This window comes from Serratia sp. MMO-28 (assembly GCF_037199905.1).
Taxonomy (GTDB): Bacteria; Pseudomonadota; Gammaproteobacteria; order Enterobacterales; family Enterobacteriaceae; genus Chania; species Chania oryzae.
In genome coordinates, this window is sequence record NZ_JBBCVB010000010.1 from 138472 (window position 1) to 158956 (window position 20485).

General features: G+C 54.8%; 20 protein-coding genes. 6 read left to right on the top strand and 14 right to left on the bottom strand.

The annotated features are described in order from the left end of the window. Positions 1 to 10: 10 nt before the first annotated feature. Complete coding sequence (locus tag WG891_RS11200; protein WP_337262313.1) at positions 11 to 1915, bottom strand: ATP-dependent DNA helicase; 1905 nt, start codon at positions 1913 to 1915, stop codon at positions 11 to 13. A 133-nt stretch (positions 1916 to 2048) separates the two neighbouring features. Here WG891_RS11200 and WG891_RS11205 point away from each other — a divergent pair, with 133 nt between their 5' ends. Next, a complete protein-coding gene (locus tag WG891_RS11205) occupies positions 2049 to 2393 on the top strand; it encodes a RidA family protein (protein ID WP_076940277.1) in 345 nt (114 codons plus the stop codon). A 45-nt stretch (positions 2394 to 2438) separates the two neighbouring features. Here the strand turns inward: WG891_RS11205 and mdtI are convergent, their stop codons facing one another. From mdtI to zwf, 4 genes are all read right to left on the bottom strand, one after another. Then, positions 2439 to 2768 carry a multidrug/spermidine efflux SMR transporter subunit MdtI gene (mdtI, locus tag WG891_RS11210; protein WP_076940278.1) on the bottom strand — a complete coding sequence of 110 codons (330 nt, stop codon included), beginning with the start codon at positions 2766 to 2768 and terminating at the stop codon, positions 2439 to 2441. Continuing rightward, complete coding sequence (mdtJ, locus tag WG891_RS11215; RefSeq protein ID WP_076940279.1) at positions 2755 to 3123, bottom strand: multidrug/spermidine efflux SMR transporter subunit MdtJ; 369 nt, start codon at positions 3121 to 3123, stop codon at positions 2755 to 2757. The genes mdtI and mdtJ overlap by 14 nt, the downstream gene beginning before the upstream one ends. A 528-nt stretch (positions 3124 to 3651) precedes the next feature. Beyond that, positions 3652 to 4293 carry a bifunctional 4-hydroxy-2-oxoglutarate aldolase/2-dehydro-3-deoxy-phosphogluconate aldolase gene (locus WG891_RS11220; protein WP_076940280.1) on the bottom strand — a complete coding sequence of 214 codons (642 nt, stop codon included), beginning with the start codon at positions 4291 to 4293 and terminating at the stop codon, positions 3652 to 3654. Positions 4294 to 4434: 141 nt separating this feature from the next. Further along, positions 4435 to 5910, bottom strand: coding sequence for a glucose-6-phosphate dehydrogenase (gene zwf, locus WG891_RS11225; RefSeq protein WP_076940281.1), 1476 nt, complete (start codon positions 5908 to 5910; stop codon positions 4435 to 4437). A 394-nt stretch (positions 5911 to 6304) separates the two neighbouring features. Here zwf and WG891_RS11230 point away from each other — a divergent pair, with 394 nt between their 5' ends. The 3 genes from WG891_RS11230 to WG891_RS11240 all read left to right on the top strand — a co-directional run bounded on the left by WG891_RS11230 (position 6305) and on the right by WG891_RS11240 (position 9791). Next, positions 6305 to 7177: a MurR/RpiR family transcriptional regulator gene (locus WG891_RS11230; RefSeq protein ID WP_076940282.1), complete on the top strand. Its 873-nt coding sequence runs from the start codon at positions 6305 to 6307 to the stop codon at positions 7175 to 7177. Positions 7178 to 7365: 188 nt separating this feature from the next. Further along, positions 7366 to 8808: a pyruvate kinase gene (gene pyk / locus WG891_RS11235; protein ID WP_337262312.1), complete on the top strand. Its 1443-nt coding sequence runs from the start codon at positions 7366 to 7368 to the stop codon at positions 8806 to 8808. Positions 8809 to 8900: 92 nt separating this feature from the next. Further along, entirely contained in the window at positions 8901 to 9791 is an 891-nt protein-coding gene (locus WG891_RS11240) for a leucine-rich repeat domain-containing protein (protein ID WP_337262311.1), read from the top strand. Positions 9792 to 9858: 67 nt separating this feature from the next. Here the strand turns inward: WG891_RS11240 and lpxM are convergent, their stop codons facing one another. From lpxM to znuA, 3 genes are all read right to left on the bottom strand, one after another. After that, on the bottom strand, positions 9859 to 10827 hold the full coding sequence (lpxM, locus tag WG891_RS11245) for a lauroyl-Kdo(2)-lipid IV(A) myristoyltransferase (protein WP_337262310.1): 969 nt from the start codon (positions 10825 to 10827) through the stop codon (positions 9859 to 9861). A gap of 130 nt (positions 10828 to 10957) precedes the next feature. Then, positions 10958 to 12280: a murein DD-endopeptidase MepM gene (mepM, locus tag WG891_RS11250; protein WP_337262309.1), complete on the bottom strand. Its 1323-nt coding sequence runs from the start codon at positions 12278 to 12280 to the stop codon at positions 10958 to 10960. Between the two features lie 21 nt (positions 12281 to 12301). After that, a complete protein-coding gene (gene znuA / locus WG891_RS11255; RefSeq protein ID WP_337262443.1) occupies positions 12302 to 13228 on the bottom strand; it encodes a zinc ABC transporter substrate-binding protein ZnuA in 927 nt (308 codons plus the stop codon). Between the two features lie 78 nt (positions 13229 to 13306). On the opposite strand from znuA, the gene znuC reads away from it, so the two are divergent. Both znuC and znuB read left to right on the top strand, forming a co-directional pair. After that, complete coding sequence (znuC, locus tag WG891_RS11260) at positions 13307 to 14065, top strand: zinc ABC transporter ATP-binding protein ZnuC (protein WP_337262308.1); 759 nt, start codon at positions 13307 to 13309, stop codon at positions 14063 to 14065. Then, positions 14062 to 14847 (top strand): zinc ABC transporter permease subunit ZnuB, encoded by a 786-nt coding sequence (gene znuB / locus WG891_RS11265; RefSeq protein ID WP_337262307.1) that lies wholly within the window; start codon positions 14062 to 14064, stop codon positions 14845 to 14847. The genes znuC and znuB overlap by 4 nt, the downstream gene beginning before the upstream one ends. Before the next feature lie 38 nt (positions 14848 to 14885). On the opposite strand, the gene ruvB is transcribed toward znuB, so the two are convergent. The 6 genes from ruvB to aspS form a co-directional block, all read right to left on the bottom strand. Further along, positions 14886 to 15893 carry a Holliday junction branch migration DNA helicase RuvB gene (gene ruvB, locus WG891_RS11270; protein ID WP_076940289.1) on the bottom strand — a complete coding sequence of 336 codons (1008 nt, stop codon included), beginning with the start codon at positions 15891 to 15893 and terminating at the stop codon, positions 14886 to 14888. 17 nt (positions 15894 to 15910) lie between these two features. Then, positions 15911 to 16525, bottom strand: coding sequence for a Holliday junction branch migration protein RuvA (gene ruvA / locus WG891_RS11275; protein ID WP_337262306.1), 615 nt, complete (start codon positions 16523 to 16525; stop codon positions 15911 to 15913). 115 nt (positions 16526 to 16640) lie between these two features. Further along, positions 16641 to 17162 (bottom strand): crossover junction endodeoxyribonuclease RuvC, encoded by a 522-nt coding sequence (gene ruvC / locus WG891_RS11280; RefSeq protein ID WP_337262305.1) that lies wholly within the window; start codon positions 17160 to 17162, stop codon positions 16641 to 16643. A gap of 67 nt (positions 17163 to 17229) precedes the next feature. After that, positions 17230 to 17973, bottom strand: a complete 744-nt coding sequence (locus WG891_RS11285) for a YebC/PmpR family DNA-binding transcriptional regulator (RefSeq protein ID WP_076940291.1) — start codon at positions 17971 to 17973, stop codon at positions 17230 to 17232. 83 nt (positions 17974 to 18056) lie between these two features. After that, positions 18057 to 18503, bottom strand: a complete 447-nt coding sequence (gene nudB / locus WG891_RS11290) for a dihydroneopterin triphosphate diphosphatase (RefSeq protein WP_076940292.1) — start codon at positions 18501 to 18503, stop codon at positions 18057 to 18059. Beyond that, positions 18503 to 20287 (bottom strand): aspartate--tRNA ligase, encoded by a 1785-nt coding sequence (gene aspS, locus WG891_RS11295; protein ID WP_337262304.1) that lies wholly within the window; start codon positions 20285 to 20287, stop codon positions 18503 to 18505. Before aspS ends, nudB begins: the two co-directional genes overlap by 1 nt. Positions 20288 to 20485 lie beyond the last annotated feature (198 nt).

Here is a 20485-nt window from a genome sequence, read left to right on the forward strand (position 1 = left end):
CGCCTATCCGCTAGCATTTTGCCTTGAGGAAGGCGATCGCCTGTGCCAGATCGCGGGTGCGCGGCGTGGGCGGCAGGCTGTTAAGGAACACTTCACCATAGGGGCGCATCACCAGGCGGTTGTCACAAATCACCAGCACACCGCGATCGTCAGTGTCGCGAATCAGGCGGCCAACGCCCTGTTTCAACGTAATCACCGCATCCGGTAGCTGCACATCGTTGAACGGATCGCCCCCGCGCAGACGGCAATCTTCAATGCGCGCTTTCAGCAGCGGATCGTCTGGCGAGGTAAACGGCAGTTTATCGATGATGACACAGGAGAGCGTATCACCGCGCACATCCACCCCTTCCCAGAAACTGCTGGTGGCCACTAAAAGCGCATTGCCGGCTTCAACAAACTGCGCCAGCAGTTGGCCTTTGCTGGTTTCCCCTTGCAGCAACACCGGCAGCGTCAGAGTGGCACGGAACTCTTCTGCCAGTTCGCGCATCATCTGGTGTGAGGTGCAAAGAAAGAAACAGCGCCCCTGATTAGCTTCGATCAATGGCCGCAGCATCCGCGCCAATTGGCGTGCACCACCGGGCTGATTGGGCGACGGCAGGAAACGCGGTACGCACAGCAACGCCTGATTAGCATAATCAAACGGGCTGGGCAGCAGCAACGTTTTGGCGTTATTCAGCCCTAGGCGTTCGGTGAAATGGCCCATCTGCTCATTCACCGACAGCGTGGCCGAGGTAAAGATCCAACTGCCCGGTTTATCGTCGAGCATTTCACGGAAGCGCTCGGCGACCGTCAGCGGCGTCAGCGCCAACACAAAGTGACGCGAGTTGCATTCATACCAGTAGCTGAAACCCGGTTCATTCACCTCTTTCAGGCGCTTAAGACGGCCACGGTATAGCGTCGCGCGTTCAAACGCCGCGTCCAGCAAGGCGGAACGGCCAAGAGAAAGCTTGACCACGTCATAGCACAGCTCCAGCGCGTCATCGAGCAACACCAGCGCGCGCTGCACATTTGGCTGCGCTAATACTTCACGCAGATTGCCGCGAAACCCCGGTTCCCCCAAGGCCAAGCGGAAATCCTGGGTACTTTGGCTGAGGCGATCGGCACTTTTTTGCAGCTGTGCCGTATCTCGCACCTCGGTGCGATAGGCGATAGTGATATCTTTCGCTAAATCCAACAGTTGGCGGCTGGTGAGTTGCTTGCCGAAATACTGGCTGGCGATATCTGGGATCTGGTGCGCTTCGTCGAAAATCATCACGTCCGCTTCCGGGATCAGTTCAGCAAAGCCACCCTCTTTCACTACCATATCCGCCAGGAACAGATGGTGGTTCACCACGACCACATCAGCATCCATGGCACGGCGGCGGGCCTTGACCACAAAGCACTCTTTATACAGCGGGCAATCACTGCCTAAGCAGTTGTCGTTAGTGCTGGTCACCAGCGGCCAGACAAAGCTGTCTTCCGCTACATCGCTACAGGAACTGATGTCCCCTTCTTCCGTCTGTGACGACCAACTACGCAGGCGCACCAGATCGATCAGCGTCTGCCCGGCCAGTTCGCCACCGGCCATCGACTGCTGTTCGAGGCGCTCCAGGCACAGGTAGTTGGAACGCCCTTTCAGCAGCGCCAATTTACCTTTATATTTTAATGCCTTGGCAACGGTAGGCAGATCGCGCGCATAGAGCTGATCCTGCAATGCTTTAGAACCGGTGGAAATAATCACCTTGCGTTTGGAACGCAGCGCCGGGGCCAGATAAGCGTAGGTTTTGCCAGTACCCGTGCCCGCCTCAACCACCAGTTCCTGTTTGAAATTGATCGCTTCCGTCACCGCCTCGGCCATCAGGCGCTGCGGCTCACGGGGTTTGAAACCTTTAATTGCCTGCGCTAATGCGCCTTCTGGTGCGAAATCGTCTGCCACGCTATCTCTCTGTCGGTATTATTCAGCGGTGATTATGCCAAGCCTGCCACGCTGCTACCATCGACTTTATCAGCGCACACATTTTACGGTGGCTGTGTTACCCTTATGCCGTTGATGATAGGGAGATAATTGAATGAATATCGAACGTATTGATCCGGCACAGCGCTGGTCCGAAGCCGTGATCCACAATGACACCATTTATTACACCAGCGTGCCGGAAAACCTTGATGACGACGCCATGGCGCAGACCGCCAACGCGCTGGCGGCTATTGATATTTTGCTGACGCGCGTAGGTTCGGACAAAAGCCGGGTATTAGATGCGACTATCTTCCTGGCTGATGCCGGCGATTTTGCCGCCATGAATGCCGCCTGGGATGCCTGGGTGGTGGCGGGCAGCGCACCGGTGCGCTGCACCGTGCAGGCCAAGCTGATGAATCCGAAATTCAAAGTTGAAATCAAGATTATTGCGGCCTTGTAAAAAAGACGCCGCAGGCGATAAACCTGCGGCTTTTGGTTTTTAACTTCAGGCCAGTTTGATAATCACCATTCCCGCCAGCAGCAACGCCAGGCCAACCCAGCCTTTGGCATTTAAACGCTGCCCGAACAGGATCCAACCTGCCGCGATCGTCGCAGCAATGCCGAAACCGCCCCACAGCGCGTAGGCCACCGACAGCTCGATCCCTTTAACCGCCTGTGCCAGCGCACTGAATGCCCCCAAGACCGACAACAGTGACAACAACCCCAACCAGACTTTACTGAAGCCGTCCGACATTTTCAGAAAGATATTGGCGACAATCTCCAGCACGATGGCTAACGCCAGAAACCCAATGTGGTACAACTCAAGCTGTTGCATGGTTGTCACCTCGCGGGCTGACCTGTTTTCGTACTTTGCGGGTACCGGACTTCACCAGCAGGATCCCGGCAATCAGGGTCACTAGCCCCAACACTTTCAGCGCAGAAATCGGCTCATCAAACAGCATTACGCTGAACAGGGTAATAAACAGAATACCGATCCCTTCCCACAACGCATAAGCTACACCCAGCGCCACGCGTTTTACCGCTAACGACAGCATCACATAGGAACCGGTAATCATCACGTACATCACAATATGCCCGGTCATGCCCCCGCTGACGCTCGCGTATTTCATGGACAGGGTACCGATAATTTCAGCAACGATGGCAAAGCCTAAAAATATCCAATAAATCATCTTTTTTCTCCCAAACGGCGAATAGCGCACGCTAAGGCGTATTTATCCCGATTAATCTCGTCAAACAGGCGCACAGCGGCGCAGGAGACGCAGAGATCCCTGGGGATAAACCTACCCGAATGCTGTAATAACAGTTGCCCGGTTACGCCAAGTGAGCAGGGATAAAACCTGTCATCAGCACCGGTTAAGGGGAAAAGACGCTATAGCTCGCTGCACCAGTGATGCTCACTGGCAAGGATGGCAGAAAGGAAAAGCTGGCAAGTAGAAGTTCTGAGGGTAATTCCATTAAGTTTCATCATAATTATTCTCTATCTTCAGCCGCACACCGTGCGATTTGCCCAATATCCTCATATATGTAATATTTTTAACTAACTTAGTTTTACCACAGCAAAAATGATAAAGCAAACTGCCGTTTTCACAAAATAGCGGAGAAAATGGGTTAAAAATAAGAATGTTAATGGTTTTAAAAATTAAAAAAGCCCGGGATTACACCGAGCTTCAGAGAAGTCAGTTGCCTGAAAAAGGTGCTTAGAGGCTGGCACCCTTGACGGCTTCACGCGCCAATTCAGTGATGCGCGCGTAGTCGCCTTTTTCCAGGGCATCGGCCGGTACCAACCAGGAACCACCAATGCACAGCACGCTTTTCAGTGCCAGGTAATCACGGTAGTTATTTGGCGTGATCCCGCCGGTTGGGCAGAAACGGATCTGCGGGAATGGGCCGCCGATCGCCTGCAGCGCTTTGACACCGCCGTTGGCTTCTGCCGGGAAGAACTTGAACTCGCGCAGGCCGTGATCCATACCCAACATCAGCTCAGAAACCGTACTGATTCCTGGGATCAACGGAATACTGCCGGCGGTCGCGGCCTTCAGCAGGCTATCGGTCAGGCCCGGGCTGATGGCAAATTGCGCACCGGCTTCGGTTACTTCATGCAACTGCTGCGTGTTAATCACCGTTCCCGCACCGATGATGGCGTCAGGGACTTCTTTGGCGATCGCACGGATTGCCTCCATCGCGCAGGGCGTACGCAGCGTGACTTCCAGTACGCGCACACCACCCGCAACCAGCGCTTTAGCCAGCGGCACCGCATGTTCCAGCTTGTTGATCACAATCACCGGAACGACTGGGCCTGCCGTCAGGATCTGTTCTGCGCTGGTTTTCCAGTTTTTCATCGTCGTTATCTCCACTACTTTTTCGCATTGTGTATGGCACGCCCCTGCCACAGGGCTCCGCATCGCTGCGGATTCCGATCGTACCGCCAACCCGCCTGAAGCGGGTAAAAAAAACCGGCAGACAAGCTGCCGGCAGATGCCTTACTCGAATTCGTTCCAGGAACGGCCATCGCGGGTGATCATCGCCACGGAAGCCACCGGCCCCCAGGTACCGGACTGGTAAGGTTTTGGTGCTTCGTTGTCTGCCTTCCACGCATCCATAATGGAGTCAACCCATTTCCAGGCTTCTTCCACTTCATCACGGCGCACGAACAGCGCCTGGATACCGCGCATGGTTTCCAGCAGCAGGCGTTCGTAAGCATCCGCCACGTGTTCCTGGTTGAAGGTTTCCGAGAAGCTCAAATCCAGCTTGGTGGTTTGCAGACGGTGTTTGTGATCCAGACCCGGCACCTTATTCAGCACCTGAATCTCAATCCCTTCATCCGGTTGCAAACGAATGGTCAGTTTGTTCTGTGGCAACTGCTGATAGGAGTCACTGAACAGGTTCAGCGGCGGGTTCTTGAAGTACACCACCACTTCCGAACATTTGGTCGGCAAACGCTTACCGGTACGCAGATAGAACGGCACACCGGCCCATTGCCAGTTGTCGATATCCACCCGGATGGAAACGAAGGTTTCGGTATTGCTGCTCTTGTTGGCCCCTTCCTCTTCCAGATAGCCCGGCACTTTTTTGCCTTGCACAAAGCCTGCGGTGTATTGCCCACGCACGGTGGTTTCGCGGACATTGCTCTGATTGATACGGCGCAGCGAGCGCAACACTTTCACTTTCTCATCACGAATACGGTCCGTGGTCAGATCCGCCGGCGGTGACATGGCGATCATGGTCAGGATCTGCAACAGGTGGTTCTGGATCATGTCGCGCATCTGGCCAGCCTGATCGAAATACCCCCAGCGCCCTTCAATCCCCACCTCTTCCGCCACCGTAATCTGCACGTGATCGATGGTGCGGTTATCCCAGTTCGACGCAAACAGCGAGTTGGCGAAGCGCAGAGCCAACAGGTTGAGTACCGTTTCTTTACCCAGATAGTGGTCGATACGGTAAACCTGGCATTCGTTAAAATATTCCGCCACCTGATCGTTGATCACGCGGGAAGACGCCAGATCGGTGCCAAGCGGTTTTTCCATCACCACGCGCGCAGGCTCTTTGTTCAGCTTGGCTTCGCCCAACCCTTTGCAGATCGCACCAAAAGTGCTGGGTGGCATGGCAAAATAATTAATGGTGGTACGGTGCTTCTGGTCCAGCATTTTGCCCAGATTGACGAAGTGCTTGCTGTCATTCACATCCAGATTACAGAAATCCAGACGGGCACTCAGCGTGGCCCACAGTTCTTCATTCAGCTCTTCTTTCATAAAGGTGCCAAGCGCTTCCTTGACCACCTTGGTATAGGCTTCTTTATCCCACTCGGCACGACCGACACCGATAATACGGGTATCCGGATGGATGTGACCGGCTTTCTCTAATTGGTACAGGGAAGGCAGCAGCTTACGACGCGCCAAATCGCCTTTCGCGCCGAAAATAACCAGGTCACATGCCTGGGCTGTAGAGGTTACCGCCATGTTCATCTCCTCGTTGCAGGATATTTGTAATTTTCTTACATTACTAATGTACTCTCTTTGACTACGGCCAGTAAACCCAGATCAAAAGCAGAAAAAAAACCCAGAAACTGCGGTATTAACCTCGGCACAGCGCGAAGGCCGCTGGCAGCAGGCCAAACTGTAATTTTCTGTCTTTTTTGATGCTCTCTTACCATTATGAAAGTTAGACACAGGTCATGTTCTGATGAAAAAAACCCGCTTATCCCTGGTCGATACTGCCAACGCTTACCGGCACGTAGTATATTTTCACGAAATTGGCATTGATTTCTCCTTTGATTGAAATCGACCTACCCTATGAGTTTCAAGCTGCGGCTTGAAAGGCGGCGGGTACAACACTATGAGTGACTCTCGTTATATGAATACGCTGGAAAAAATCCAGAGCCATCTGGAACTCCTGAGCAAATCTGAAAGGAAAGTCGCCGAGGTGATCCTCGCCTCCCCGCAAACCGCCATTCATTCAAGCATCGCCACCTTGGCCAAAATGGCCGATGTCAGCGAACCCACCGTCAACCGGTTTTGCCGCCGTCTTGATACCAAAGGGTTCCCGGATTTTAAACTGCATCTGGCCCAAAGCCTGGCCAACGGCACGCCTTACGTAAACCGTAACGTGGAAGAAGATGACAGCGTCGATGCTTACACCAGTAAAATCTTTGAATCTGTGATGGCCAGCCTGGATACAGTAAAGGCAAATCTCGACATTGCCGCCATTAATCGTGCTGTTGATCTGCTCACCCAGGCAAAAAAAATCTCGTTCTTCGGTTTGGGCGCTTCGGCAGCCGTGGCGCACGACGCCATGAACAAATTTTTCCGCTTCAATATTCCGGTGGTGTACTTCGACGATATCGTGATGCAGCGCATGAGTTGTATGAACTCGACGGAAGGTGACGTTGTGGTATTGATCTCACATACCGGGCGCACCAAGAATCTGGTGGAAATGGCGCACCTGGCGCGTGAAAATGATGCTACGGTCATTGCCATCACTTCGCGTGATACCCCGTTAGCCAAAGAAGCCACCCTCGCCCTGCTGCTCGACGTGCCGGAAGATACTGATGTTTATATGCCAATGGTGTCACGGATCGCTCAGTTAACGCTCATCGACGTGCTGGCAACCGGATTTACCTTGCGCCGAGGGGCTAAATTCAGAGATAACTTGAAGCGGGTCAAGGAAGCCTTGAAGGAATCGCGCTTTGATAAGGGAGTCGTCATTCCCAGCAGTTTTGACTCATAACAGATTTAAAAATCGCTGTTCAGGGCAATGATTTGATCGGCGGGATTATAGGTTGTACCTTGTCAGTACGCTCATAGGGATAACCTGGGTGAAATATCAGCGGGTTAAGGTGGTTGTTATTATCCCGGTTTCGTTATCCTAACGTTCAGCAACACCAATACTTGCTTTACCAGTCAACGGAGTAATACATGTCCAGACGGCTCAGAAGAACCAAAATTGTTACCACACTGGGTCCGGCTACCGACCGCGACAATAATCTGGAGAAGATTATTGCCGCCGGTGCGAACGTAGTTCGGCTTAACTTTTCCCATGGCAGCGCAGAAGACCACCAGATTCGTGCAGACAAAGTGCGCGAGATTGCTGCCAAATTGGGGCGTCATGTCGCTATCTTAGGCGATCTTCAAGGGCCAAAAATTCGTGTCTCCACCTTTAAGGAAGGCAAAATCTTCCTGAATGTCGGCGATAAATTCCTGCTGGATGCCAACTTGTCAAAAGGCGAAGGCGATAAAGAAAAAGTCGGTATCGACTATAAAGGCCTGCCTGCCGACGTGGTACCGGGTGATGTGTTGCTGCTGGACGATGGCCGCGTACAGCTAAAAGTGCTCGAAGTTCAGGGCATGAAAGTGTTCACCGAAGTCACCGTAGGTGGCCCGCTGTCGAACAATAAAGGGATCAACAAACTGGGCGGTGGCCTGTCGGCTGAAGCCCTGACCGAGAAAGACAAAGCCGATATCATCACCGCTGCCAAAATCGGCGTGGACTATCTGGCCGTCTCCTTCCCGCGTACCGGCGAAGACCTGAACTATGCTCGCCGCCTGGCGCGTGATGCGGGCTGTAACGCCAAAATCGTTTCGAAAGTTGAACGTGCCGAAGCCGTGGCCACTGATGAGGCCATGGACGATATCATTCTGGCTTCCGACGTGGTGATGGTTGCCCGTGGTGATTTGGGCGTAGAAATTGGCGATCCGGAACTGGTCGGTATCCAGAAGAAACTGATCCGCCGTGCCCGTACGCTGAACCGTGCCGTGATCACCGCGACTCAGATGATGGAGTCGATGATCACCAACCCGATGCCAACCCGTGCTGAAGTCATGGACGTGGCGAACGCCGTGCTGGATGGTACCGATGCGGTAATGCTGTCGGCCGAAACTGCCGCCGGGCAGTACCCTGCCGAAACCGTTGCCGCGATGGCGCGTGTCTGTCTGGGCGCGGAAAAAATCCCTAGCATCAATGTATCCAAGCATCGCCTTGATGTGCAGTTCGACAACGTCGAAGAAGCGATTGCCATGTCGACCATGTATGCGGCTAACCACCTGAAAGGGGTTACCGCCATCATCGCCATGACCGAATCCGGTCGCACCGCGCTGATGATGTCACGTATCAGCTCCGGCTTGCCGATCTTCGCCATGTCACGCCATGAGCATACGCTGAACCTGACCGCCCTGTACCGTGGCGTTACGCCGGTGTACTTCGGCAGCCACAGTGATGGCGTTCTCGCCGCCAATGACGCGATTACCCGCTTACGCGATAAAGGTTTCCTGGTGTCCGGCGATCTGGTGCTCGTCACCCAAGGTGACGTTATGGGCACCGTAGGTACTACCAATACCACCCGTATTCTGCGCGTAGAATAATTACGCCAGCAGTTCCAAGGCCAGCCGGTAACCCCTGCTGGCCTTTTATTTTCCTCTTGTTACCTCCTCTACCAACCTCTGGAGCACGCTTCATGCTGCATCAACATCCTTCTCAACTCTCGTCAGCATTCCCTGAAGTGCTGGACCTGGATGGACAGGGGTTGGAAAGCCTCGACGATCAACGCCTCTCAGGAAGCGCTCTGCAGAAAATCAGCCTGTACAATAATCACCTGACAAGCTTTCCGCTGCCAATCTTGCGCCATCGGCATCTGCAGGTACTGAATATTTCCTGCAATAAAATCACCCAACTGCCCGCAGAGATCGGGCAGTTAACGCAATTGGAGATGCTTGATTTCGGCCATAACCAGGCGAACACCGTTCCTACGGAAATAGGCGCCCTGCGCGCGTTGAAATATCTGTATCTGAGCGACAACCTGTTCAGCGATCTGCCCGATTCCGTGCGGCAACTGCAAGCGCTGCGCTATCTGAACCTGACCGATAATCAACTGACGATGATCCCCGCAGCCGTATGCGCGCTGAGCGCATTGCAGGAGTTGCGTCTTTACAACAATCAGATTGCTGCGCTTCCGGCTGAGCTTGGCCTGTTGCACCCATTGCGTGAATTACATCTGATGAATAACCGCATAGAAACGCTGCCTGCCGAACTGATGCAACTCGGCAAACTAATGGTGCTCGATCTGGAAAACAATGCCGTTGCACATTTGCCGGATGAGTTTTGCCAATTGCCCAGCCTGACCACGTTGAACCTGCGCTTCAACCAATTGACACAGTTGCCTGATGATTTTGGCGCGCTACGCTCGCTGGTGTCATTGGATCTGCGCGCTAATCGCTTGAGCGAGTTGCCTGAAAGTATGGCGCAAATGCACAACCTGCGGCGGCTGGACTTACGTTGGAATAACTTCAGCCACTACCCTCAGGTGCTTGATAGCCTGATCCAGCAAGGCTGCATGGTTCATGTGTAATTGCGGTAACAAAAAAAGCCGAACAGCAGTCACCGTTCGGCTTTCAGTCAATATAACCAGCGGCTGTTTAGCGGTATAAATCGTCGCGTGAATAAGGTTCGATCTCCCCTTCTTTACGCGTTTTCAGCAGCTTCAGGATCCAGGTGTATTGTTCTGGATTCGGGCCAACCAGGTTCTCAACCTCTTCGTTCATCCGGCGAGCAATGCGGTGATCGTCCGCTTCAGCCAAATCATCCATAGGTTCCCGAATATAGATATCCAGCATGCTGGTTTTGCCGTCATACACCGGGAACAGCGGCACAATCGCCGCACGGCACACCTTCATCAAACGCCCCACCGCAGGCAGCGTCGCTTTGTAGGTGGCAAAAAAATCAACGAACTCACTGTGTTCAGCACCGTGGTCCTGATCCGGCAGATAGTAACCCCAATAGCCTTGGCGCACTGAACTGATAAAGGGTTTGATACCGTCATTACGCGCATGCATGCGGCCGCCAAATTTGCGGCGCACGGCATTCCACAGGTAATCCACCAGCGGATTGCTCTGGTTATGGAACATGGCGGCCATCGGCTGGCCGCGTGCCGCCATCAGCATCGCCGGCACATCCACCGCCCAGCCGTGCGGTACCAGGAAGATCACGTTACGGCCTTCCTGACGAATTTTATCCAGCACCTCTTCACCGTGCCAACGCACACGCTTAAGCACTTTTTCCGGTTTGGTACAGGCGAGTTCCGCCATAAGGATCATCGACTGCGGGGCGGTGGCGAACATCTCATCAATGATGTGTTCGCGCTGGCTCTCCGGCACTTCCGGCAGGCAATAAAGCAGGTTGATGCGCGCACGGCGGCGGGCACTTTTTGCCACCTTCCCCACCAGCTTGCCAATAGCCCCCAACACCGGATCGCGCATGCGCGCCGGGATCAGAGAAACACCGGCCATCAGCCCGGTTCCCAACCACACTCCCCAGTAACGCGGGTGGAAGAAGGCTTTCTGGAATTGGGGTATGAACTCTACGTTCGATTTTTTTTCGTTTTGCATGTAACAACTCTTCGCTCAACGCGCCAGCATTAACCCTCACTACAGAAGGCAATTTACACCGAATAGGCGCCAATATAAAAAACATCGGCCCGAAATCAGGCCGATGTAGGATCAAACGTGGCTGAAAGGGTTAATCCAGTTGCAGCTGTGGAACCACTTCTTTCACCTGCGCCAGATAATCGCTGCGGTCTTTACCACTCAGCCCTTCAGAACGCGGCAGCTTAGCCGTTACCGGATTCACCGCCTGCTGGTTAGTCCACAGTTCATAATGCAAGTGTGGGCCGGTGGAACGCCCGGTGTTACCAGAAAGCCCGATGCGATCGCCACGTTTAACCTTTTGCCCTGGCTTAACCAGCGCTTTCTTGAGGTGCATATAGCGAGTGGTGTATTGGCGACCATGGCGGATCGCCACATAATTACCGGTATCGCTACCGTACTTGGCAGCCACCACTTCACCGTCACCCACGGCCAGCACCGGCGTGCCGACCGGCATTGAGAAATCGACACCTCGATGCGGTGCCACGCGCCCGGTTACCGGATTCAAGCGGCGCGGGTTGAAGTTGGAGGAAATGCGGAACTGTTTCATGGTTGGGAAGCGCATAAAACCGCGCGCCAGGCCCGAGCCCTGGCGATCGTAGAATTTACCGTCGTCAGCGCGGATCGCATAGTAGTCTTTACCCCCGCTACGCATACGCACGCCCAGCAACTGGCTCTGCTCGCTCTTGCCGTCAAACTCTTCACGCGACATCAGGACGGCGAATTGATCGCCCTTGCGCAGCTTGCGGAAATCGAGCTGCCATTGCAGCGCTTTGGTCACCGCGTTGATTTCTGCACGGTTGAGGCCCGCCGCCGCCGCGCTGCTGACGAAGCTGCCGTTCAACTGGCCGCTCAGCACGCTATTGCGCCATTCCCCTTTTTGGGTTTCCTGGGATTCTTTGAAGCTGTTGCCTACGCGCTCGTAGGTACGCGTTTCACGGCGGGAAACCTCCCAGGTCAAACGCTGCAGATCGCCAGCATCATTCAATGTCCATGACAGCTGCTGACCAATCTTCAAGTTACGCAGATCGCGGTTTTGCGCGGAGAGCAAAGAGACGTCCGACATTTCGACGCCGTACTGGGTCAGAATGCTGCTCAGCGTATCCCCGGTAGACACCACATACTCATGCACGCCTTCCTCACCGGCGACCTTCTGGTCCAGTTCATCCTGCGGGATGTCATCATCGGGAGTGGGCTGTTCAACATCGATCGGTTCACTGGCCTCTGGCGCCAGAGAGCGAACCTGATTGGATTCTAATTCAACATTTTTAACGATGGGGGTATGTTCTGGGTGATAAACCGAAGGCCGCCAAACGGCGACGGCCAAGGTAACGACTGTCAACGACCCCAGCATAACGCGATGGGGCCGAGGCAGGTTGTTATACGCCAGAGCGATAGTTCGGACTATCTTCTGCACTCAATAATATCCTCATGATCTTTACTTCAGGCAGCTCACGTACTGGTTGGACAGCGCTGTCAGGAAGTTCCCGTAGCTGTCTTTCCCTAGTGCGATGCCGGTGCCCAGCGGATCCAGCGTTCCAGAACGCACCTTGGTCCCCGCGGCGACGGCATTGATTACGGCCGGCCTGAATTGTGGCTCAGCAAAAACACATACTGCTTTCTGCTCAACCAACTGTGTTCGAATTTGGTGTAAGCGCTGTGCTCCAGGCTGAATTTCGGGGTTGACGGTAAAATGGCCCAATGGGCTCAAGCCAAAGTGTTTTTCAAAGTAGCCGTAAGCATCATGAAAAACAAAATATCCCCTATCACGCACAGGCGTAAGCATCTTAGCAAGATTTTTGTCGGTTTGCGCTAGCTGATCCTCGAACTGGCGCAGGTTTGCGTCTAATTTGTCCTTCTTTTGCGGCATAAGTTCCAATAATCTGTCATGAATCGCGATCGCCGTCACTTTCGCCACCGCCGGCGACAGCCAGAGGTGCATGTTATATTCACCATGATGATGTCCATGCTCGCTTTCATGCGCATCATGCCCGTGATCATGATCGTCGTCGTCATCCCCTTTCATCAGCAACGGTTGTACGCTGGCCAGCTCAGCAACCGACAATTGCTTATTGGCAGCCACCTGCGTCAGCGATTTAGTCAGAAACGCCTCCAGATCCGGGCCGACCCACACGACTAGCTCGGCATCGCGCAGACGTTGAATATCCGATGGGCGCAGCGCGAAATCATGTGGCGATGCGCCATCCGGTAACAGCACCTCCGTTGGCGTTACCCCATCAGCGATCGCCGAGGCGATAAACCCCAATGGACGAATCGAAGTGACAACCGCCGCCGTAGCCTGACCAGCCACCATCAGCGCGCTGGCAAACAGTGCACGCTGTAACCATTTATTTTTCTGCATCATCATCAGTAATCCCGTCGTTTTCAACCAAGGAACGTGATATTATAACATTCGGTTAGTTCTGCAAAATGTAATCACACTATGTCTACACTGACGACGCTAAAAAACATTTCAGTCACTTTTGACACCCGACGGGTTCTGACGAATATCTCGCTCAAGCTGCAGCCGGGCCGTATCCTGACGCTGCTTGGCCCCAATGGAGCGGGTAAATCCACCCTGGTGCGCGTGGTGCTCGGCCTGATCGCCCCTACGGAAGGGACGATTGAGCGTCAGCCTAATCTGCGCATCGGCTATGTGCCACAAAAGCTGCACCTGGATGCCACGTTGCCGCTCACCGTCAGCCGTTTTATGCGCCTCAAGCCTGGCGTAAAAAAGGCCGATATTCTGCCCGCGTTGAAACGCGTCCATGCAGCTCACTTACTGGAGCAGCCGATGCAAAAGCTTTCCGGTGGCGAGAATCAGCGCGTCTTGCTGGCGCGTGCGTTATTAAACAGACCGCAGCTTCTGGTGCTCGATGAACCCACTCAAGGGGTTGACGTCAACGGTCAACTGGCGCTCTACGATCTGATTGACCAACTGCGTAAAGAATTGGGCTGCGCCGTGCTGATGGTATCCCACGACCTGCACTTGGTGATGGCAAAAACCGACGACGTACTTTGCCTGAACCAGCACATCTGCTGTTCCGGCACGCCAGAAGTGGTGTCCATGCATCCGGAATTCATTGCCATGTTTGGCAATCGCGGAGCCGAACAATTGGCGATCTACCGCCATCACTATAATCACCGTCACGACCTGCAAGGCAGAATTGTGCTGAAAAAATCCGGGAGCCGTGAGGCATGATTGAACTGTTATTGCCCGGCTGGCTGGCCGGGGTGCTGTTGGCTGCCGCTGCAGGCCCGTTAGGATCTTTTGTGGTCTGGCGCAGGATGTCTTACTTCGGCGATACCTTGGCACACGCTTCACTGCTTGGGGTGGCCTTCGGTCTGTTGCTGAACATCAACCCGTTTTATGCCGTGATCGCCGTCACGCTGCTGCTGGCACTGGTGTTGGTATGGCTGGAGCGCCGCCCTCAGCTTGCGGTCGATACGCTGCTCGGGATTATGGCGCACAGCGCGCTGTCGCTCGGCCTGGTCGTGGTGGCGCTGATGTCAAACGTGCGCGTTGATCTGATGGCTTATCTGTTTGGGGATCTGCTGTCGGTAACCCTAAGTGATCTCTGGCTGATCGGCGCAGGCGTTATGGTGGTGCTGCTGGTGCTGTGGTGGCAATGGCGCGATCTGCTGTCGATGACCATCAGCCCGGAAATGGCCCATGTTGACGGCGTCAATCTGGCGCGTGCGCGCACCATTCTGATGCTGGTAACCGCTCTGACCATTGGCCTGGCGATGAAGTTTGTCGGCGCGCTGATTATTACTTCGCTGTTGATCATCCCAGCCGCCACCGCGCGCCGCTTTGCCCGCACGCCAGAGCAAATGGCCGGTTATGCGGTATTGGTGGGGATGATTGCGGTCACCGGCGGCCTGACCTTCTCGGCATTTTACGATACCCCGGCGGGGCCTTCGGTGGTGCTCTGTGCCGCGGTGCTGTTTGTGTTGAGCCTGTCGAAAAAACAGCAGGCATAAGTTTCATCTCAGGGCGCATAGGATTGCGCCCTTGATGCTTAATTCTCTTCCCGCGCGATGCCAAAATGCTTATAGGCATGGTTGGTCGCCATTCTGCCGCGCGGCGTGCGCTGAATAAAACCCTGCTGGATCAGGAAGGGTTCGATCACATCTTCGATCGTTTCACGCTCTTCACCGATCGCCGCCGCCAGGTTATCCAGCCCCACCGGGCCACCGTTGAACTTGTCGATAATTGCCAGTAGCAGCTTGCGGTCCATATAGTCAAAACCTTCGGCATCGACGTTCAGCATATCCAATGCCTGCATCGCCACGTCGCCGTTAATGATCCCGTTGGCGCGTACCTCGGCGAAGTCACGCACCCGGCGTAACAGACGGTTGGCGATACGCGGTGTTCCGCGGGCGCGGCGTGCAATTTCATGCGAACCATCCGCAGACAGATCCAGCCCAAGGCAGTTGGCACTGCGCGACACGATATGCTCCAGATCGGCCACCTGATAAAACTCCAGGCGCTGCACAATACCGAAACGATCGCGCAGCGGCGACGTCAGCGAGCCCGCACGGGTGGTAGCCCCGACCAGGGTGAACGGTGGCAGATCGAGCTTGATCGAGCGCGCCGCCGGGCCTTCGCCGATCATGATATCCAATTGATAATCTTCCATCGCCGGATACAGCACTTCTTCCACCACCGGTGAAAGGCGGTGAATTTCATCGATAAACAGCACGTCGTGCGGTTCAAGATTCGTCAGCATCGCCGCCAGATCCCCTGCCTTTTCCAACACCGGGCCGGAGGTGGTGCGCAAATTAACGCCCATCTCGTTGGCAACGATATTCGCCAGCGTGGTTTTACCCAACCCCGGTGGGCCGAAAATCAGCAGATGATCCAAAGCATCACCGCGCTGTTTGGCCGCCTGAATAAAAATCTCCATCTGCTCGCGCACGTGCGGTTGGCCAACGTACTCGGTCAGCAGTTTGGGGCGAATCGCGCGATCCAGAACCTCTTCTTCATTGAACGGCTCGGCAGAAATCAGGCGGTCTGCTTCAATCATTTTCTACCCCTTTGGCCTTAAAGTGCGGCACGCAGCGCGTCACGGATCAAGGTTTCGCAATCTGCACCCAGCTTGGCGATTTTGCCGATCATACGGCTGGCTTCCTGCGGTTTATAGCCCAGGGCCACCAGTGCCGAAGCCGCTTCGGCTTCAACATCCATTTCAGCCGCTTTGGCTGCGGTGGCTGGCAGGCTGATCTCGCTGCTGTTGTTAAACAGATCGCCATTCAACCCTTTAAAGCGGTCTTTCATTTCGACCACCAGGCGCTCGGCGGTTTTCTTGCCAACGCCCGGCAACTTCACCAGTGCGGTGATCTCTTCACGCTCCACGGCGCTGACAAACTGCTGCGCAGACATACCGGAGAGGATCGCCAACGCCAGTTTCGGCCCTACGCCATTCACTTTGATCAATTCGCGGAACAGCGCACGCTCTTGTTTATCATTGAACCCATACAGCAATTGCGCATCTTCGCGCACCACAAAGTGGGTAAACACGATCGCCTGTTGCCCCAGCTCCGGCAGTTCATAAAAGCAGGTCATCGGCATATGCACTTCATAGCCGACGCCGTTGGCTTCCAGTAACACCAGCGGTGGCTGTTTTTCCAGAATAATTCCTCTGAGACGACCTATCATTACCCCTCCTGTATGGATCCTTTGGTGGTAGTGTTTGCCACTACACAATGTTGTAAAGCTTATACCATAAAAAAGGCTGGATGAATATCCAGCCCGAGCTTCACATTTAACGCCATTACTTCAACCGACCGCGCGCCAAATCCAACCGCCCTGCGCTCACCCGCAGCACGTTCTGGCTAAGGTGGCAATGGGTAATGGCAATGGCCAGCGCATCGGCGGCATCGGTCTGTGGGTTGGCAGGCAGCTTCAGCAAAGCGCGCACCATATGCTGCACCTGCGCCTTTTCTGCCGCACCGGTACCCACCACCGTCTGCTTCACCTGGCGCGCCGCATACTCAAACACTTCCAGGTTCTGGTTCACGGCGGCAACGATCGCCACGCCTCGCGCCTGCCCCAGCTTGAGGGCAGAATCCGGGTTTTTGGCCATAAACACCTGTTCGATGGCGAAAAAATCCGGCCGGAACTGGGTGATTATTTCGCTGACACCGGCATAAATCAGCTTTAACCGCGTCGGCATATCGTCAACTACGGTACGGATACAGCCACTGGCAACGTAGGTCAGCTGACGGCCTTGCTGGCGGATCAGGCCATAACCGGTAACGCGCGAACCGGGATCGATACCCAGTATGATCGCCATTGCTACCACCACCCTGCGTTTAATCTTGCCTGGCGCTGCCGGCAGGCAACGCCATCAGTCACCTGCATTACAGCGTCGCGGCGATCTCGTCGGAGATCTCACCGTTGTGGTAAACCTCCTGCACATCGTCACAATCTTCCAGCATATCGATCAGGCGCAGCAGTTTAGGCGCAGTTTCTGCGTCCATATCGGCCTTGGTCGATGGGATCATGGAAACTTCCGCGGCTTCCGCAGTAAAACCGGCAGCGGTCAGAGCATCTTTTACCTCTCCCAGGTTTTCCCAGGCGGTATAAACGTCGATAGCGCCGTCGTCATAGGTAACGATATCTTCTGCGCCCGCTTCCAGTGCTGCTTCCATCACCGTATCTTCATCCAGACCCGGTGCAAAAGTGATCACGCCTTTTTTGGTGAACAGGTAAGCAACGGAGCCGTCAGTCCCCAGATTACCGCCGCACTTGGTGAAAGCATGACGCACTTCAGCCACGGTACGGTTACGGTTATCACTCAGGCACTCGATCATCACCGCCGTGCCGCCAGGGCCGTAACCTTCGTAAATGATGGTTTCCATATTGCTGTCATCATCACCACCCACGCCACGCGCAATCGCACGGTTCAACGTGTCGCGCGTCATGTTGTTGGACAGCGCCTTATCAATGGCCGCACGCAGACGCGGGTTAGCACCCGGATCGCCGCCGCCCAATTTGGCTGCGGTGACCAGCTCACGAATAATTTTGGTGAAAATCTTACCGCGCTTGGCATCTTGCGCCGCTTTGCGGTGTTTGGTGTTGGCCCATTTACTATGACCTGCCATACAAATATCTCCAAAAAGAACTACTGGATACCCCCGTCATACCTCGAGTTGCCGGCCCATTGGTTTCCTGCAACTCAACGCCTTCAGGGTATAGATTGGGTCACAAACTCTTCAATCGCCTGCTGATTGCTCCACGACTTGGTCAGTTTGACGGCGTCAGCTGCGTCAAGCCATTGGTAGGCGTGATGTTCGCTTAATACCGGATCGCGCTCTTCAGGCAGCGCCAGGCAGAACCAGTGCTCTTTATTGCGCGTGGTGCCCGGCGCATAGCGATGCCGCAGATGGACGAAGAGTTCAAACTCCACACAGCGCTGGCAATCGACCAGCGGCAAATTTTCTGCGCCGATATCGATTCCCGTCTCTTCTTTGACTTCGCGCTGTGCGGCATGCGGCGGTGATTCACCGTTTTCCAGGCTGCCGGTCACCGACTGCCAGAACTCCGTATCATCACGCCGCTGTAACATCAGCACCCGGCCGCTGGATTGCGCATAAATCACCACCAGGATCGACTCGGGCCGCTTGTAATTCATCACTCGCTCTCTTGCTCGGCAGAGGCTTTCTTCACCACGCTGATCGCCAACTCCTGCAAAGATGCCGGGTTGGCGAAGCTTGGCGCATCGGTCATCAGGCAAGCCGCTGCGGTGGTTTTCGGGAAAGCGATGACGTCACGGATGTTTTCCGTACCGGTCAGCAGCATAACCAGACGATCCAGGCCGAAAGCCAGACCGGCGTGCGGTGGCGTACCGTACTTCAGCGCATCCAGCAGGAAGCCGAACTTCTCACGCTGCTCATGCTCGTTGATACCCAGGATGCCAAATACCGTCTGCTGCATTTCACTGCGGTGAATACGCACCGAACCGCCACCCACTTCGTAGCCGTTCAACACCATATCGTAGGCGTTGGCGATGGCTGAAACCGGGCTTTTAGCCAACTCTTCCGGGCTCATATCACGGGGTGCGGTGAACGGATGGTGCATCGCCGCCAGGCCACCTTCGCCATCTTCTTCGAACATCGGGAAATCCACCACCCACAGCGGTGCCCAGCTGTCGAGCTTGGTCAGCTCCAGATCGCGGCCCAGCTTCAAGCGCAGTGCGCCCATCGCATCGGTGACGATCTTGAAACTGTCTGCGCCGAAGAACAGGATGTCGCCGGTTTGCGCATTGGCACGTGCCAGAACGGCTTCCAGAACCTCTTCACTGAGGAATTTGGCGATCGGGCTTTGCACACCTTCCATGCCAGCGGCACGGTCGTTAACCTTCAGCCATGCCAGCCCTTTGGCGCCATAGATGTTAACAAAGGCGCCGTATTCATCGATCTGCTTGCGGGTCAACTGCGCGCCACCCGGCACACGGATCACCGCAACGCGGCCTTTGGCATCGTTCGCCGGGCCAGAGAACACTTTGAATTCAACCTCTTTCACCAGATCGGCCACGTCCACCAGTTCCAGCGGGTTACGCAGGTCGGGTTTGTCGGAGCCGTAACGGCGCATCGCTTCGGCGAAGGTCATGATCGGGAATTGCCCCAGATCCACACCTTTCACGTCCAGCCACAGTTCATGTACCAGTTGTTCCATCACTTCACGCACCTGATCGGCGGTCATGAAGGAGGTTTCCACGTCGATCTGAGTGAATTCAGGCTGACGGTCGGCACGCAGATCTTCGTCGCGGAAGCATTTGACGATCTGATAGTAGCGATCGAAACCGGACATCATCAGCAACTGTTTAAACAGCTGCGGAGACTGCGGCAACGCATAGAATTTGCCTTTATGCACGCGGCTCGGCACCAGGTAATCACGGGCACCTTCTGGCGTGGCTTTGGTCAGCATCGGGGTTTCGATATCGAGGAAACCGTGGCTGTCCATAAAACGGCGCACGAAGCTGGTAATTTTGGCGCGGGTCTTCAGGCGATCGGCCATTTCCGGGCGACGCAGGTCCAAATAGCGGTATTTCAGGCGCGCTTCTTCGGTGTTGGTCTGGTTGGAGTCCAGCGGCAGCGGTTCGGAGCGGTTGATGATCTCCAGACCGTGCGCGAACACTTCCACTTCACCGGTAGCCATATCTTTATTGACCTGATGGTCAGGACGAGCACGGACGGTGCCGACGATCTGAATGCAGAACTCATTACGCAGTTCGAACGCTTTATCGAACGCCGTTTTCTGGTCTGGATCGAAAAACACCTGCACGATGCCTTCACGGTCACGCATATCAATGAAGATCAGGCCGCCCAGATCGCGACGACGGTTGACCCAACCACATAAAGTGACTTCCTGGCCGACGTGGGCCAGATTCAACTGCCCGCAATATTCAGTACGCATACGCTATCCTTTTGACTTAAGCCGACTCCGCCGGAGTGTTGCATGATTGCTGTTGTCCGCACGGCTGTTATCTATACCCGCCACAGCGTGATCGCCCGTGCACAACCAGCACTTGCCATCTGGCTGAAACGTGAAATCCCTTGGTATAGGTCGTTGGATTAAAGATCGGTGAAAAAAGGCGGCCATTATAAAGGAAAT

Bases quoted from the DNA above. Each gene is read 5' to 3' on its own strand.
- WG891_RS11205 (WP_076940277.1), top strand. From the start codon at position 2,049: ATGAATATCGAACGTATTGATCCGGCACAGCGCTGGTCCGAAGCCGTG.
- mdtI (WP_076940278.1), bottom strand. From the start codon at position 2,768: ATGCAACAGCTTGAGTTGTACCACATTGGGTTTCTGGCGTTAGCCATC.
- mdtJ (WP_076940279.1), bottom strand. From the start codon at position 3,123: ATGATTTATTGGATATTTTTAGGCTTTGCCATCGTTGCTGAAATTATC.
- WG891_RS11220 (WP_076940280.1), bottom strand. From the start codon at position 4,293: ATGAAAAACTGGAAAACCAGCGCAGAACAGATCCTGACGGCAGGCCCA.
- zwf (WP_076940281.1), bottom strand. From the start codon at position 5,910: ATGGCGGTAACCTCTACAGCCCAGGCATGTGACCTGGTTATTTTCGGC.
- WG891_RS11230 (WP_076940282.1), top strand. From the start codon at position 6,305: ATGAATACGCTGGAAAAAATCCAGAGCCATCTGGAACTCCTGAGCAAA.
- pyk (WP_337262312.1), top strand. From the start codon at position 7,366: ATGTCCAGACGGCTCAGAAGAACCAAAATTGTTACCACACTGGGTCCG.
- WG891_RS11240 (WP_337262311.1), top strand. From the start codon at position 8,901: ATGCTGCATCAACATCCTTCTCAACTCTCGTCAGCATTCCCTGAAGTG.
- lpxM (WP_337262310.1), bottom strand. From the start codon at position 10,827: ATGCAAAACGAAAAAAAATCGAACGTAGAGTTCATACCCCAATTCCAG.
- znuA (WP_337262443.1), bottom strand. From the start codon at position 13,228: ATGATGCAGAAAAATAAATGGTTACAGCGTGCACTGTTTGCCAGCGCG.
- znuC (WP_337262308.1), top strand. From the start codon at position 13,307: ATGTCTACACTGACGACGCTAAAAAACATTTCAGTCACTTTTGACACC.
- znuB (WP_337262307.1), top strand. From the start codon at position 14,062: ATGATTGAACTGTTATTGCCCGGCTGGCTGGCCGGGGTGCTGTTGGCT.
- ruvB (WP_076940289.1), bottom strand. From the start codon at position 15,893: ATGATTGAAGCAGACCGCCTGATTTCTGCCGAGCCGTTCAATGAAGAA.
- ruvA (WP_337262306.1), bottom strand. From the start codon at position 16,525: ATGATAGGTCGTCTCAGAGGAATTATTCTGGAAAAACAGCCACCGCTG.
- ruvC (WP_337262305.1), bottom strand. From the start codon at position 17,162: ATGGCGATCATACTGGGTATCGATCCCGGTTCGCGCGTTACCGGTTAT.
- WG891_RS11285 (WP_076940291.1), bottom strand. From the start codon at position 17,973: ATGGCAGGTCATAGTAAATGGGCCAACACCAAACACCGCAAAGCGGCG.
- nudB (WP_076940292.1), bottom strand. From the start codon at position 18,503: ATGAATTACAAGCGGCCCGAGTCGATCCTGGTGGTGATTTATGCGCAA.
- aspS (WP_337262304.1), bottom strand. From the start codon at position 20,287: ATGCGTACTGAATATTGCGGGCAGTTGAATCTGGCCCACGTCGGCCAG.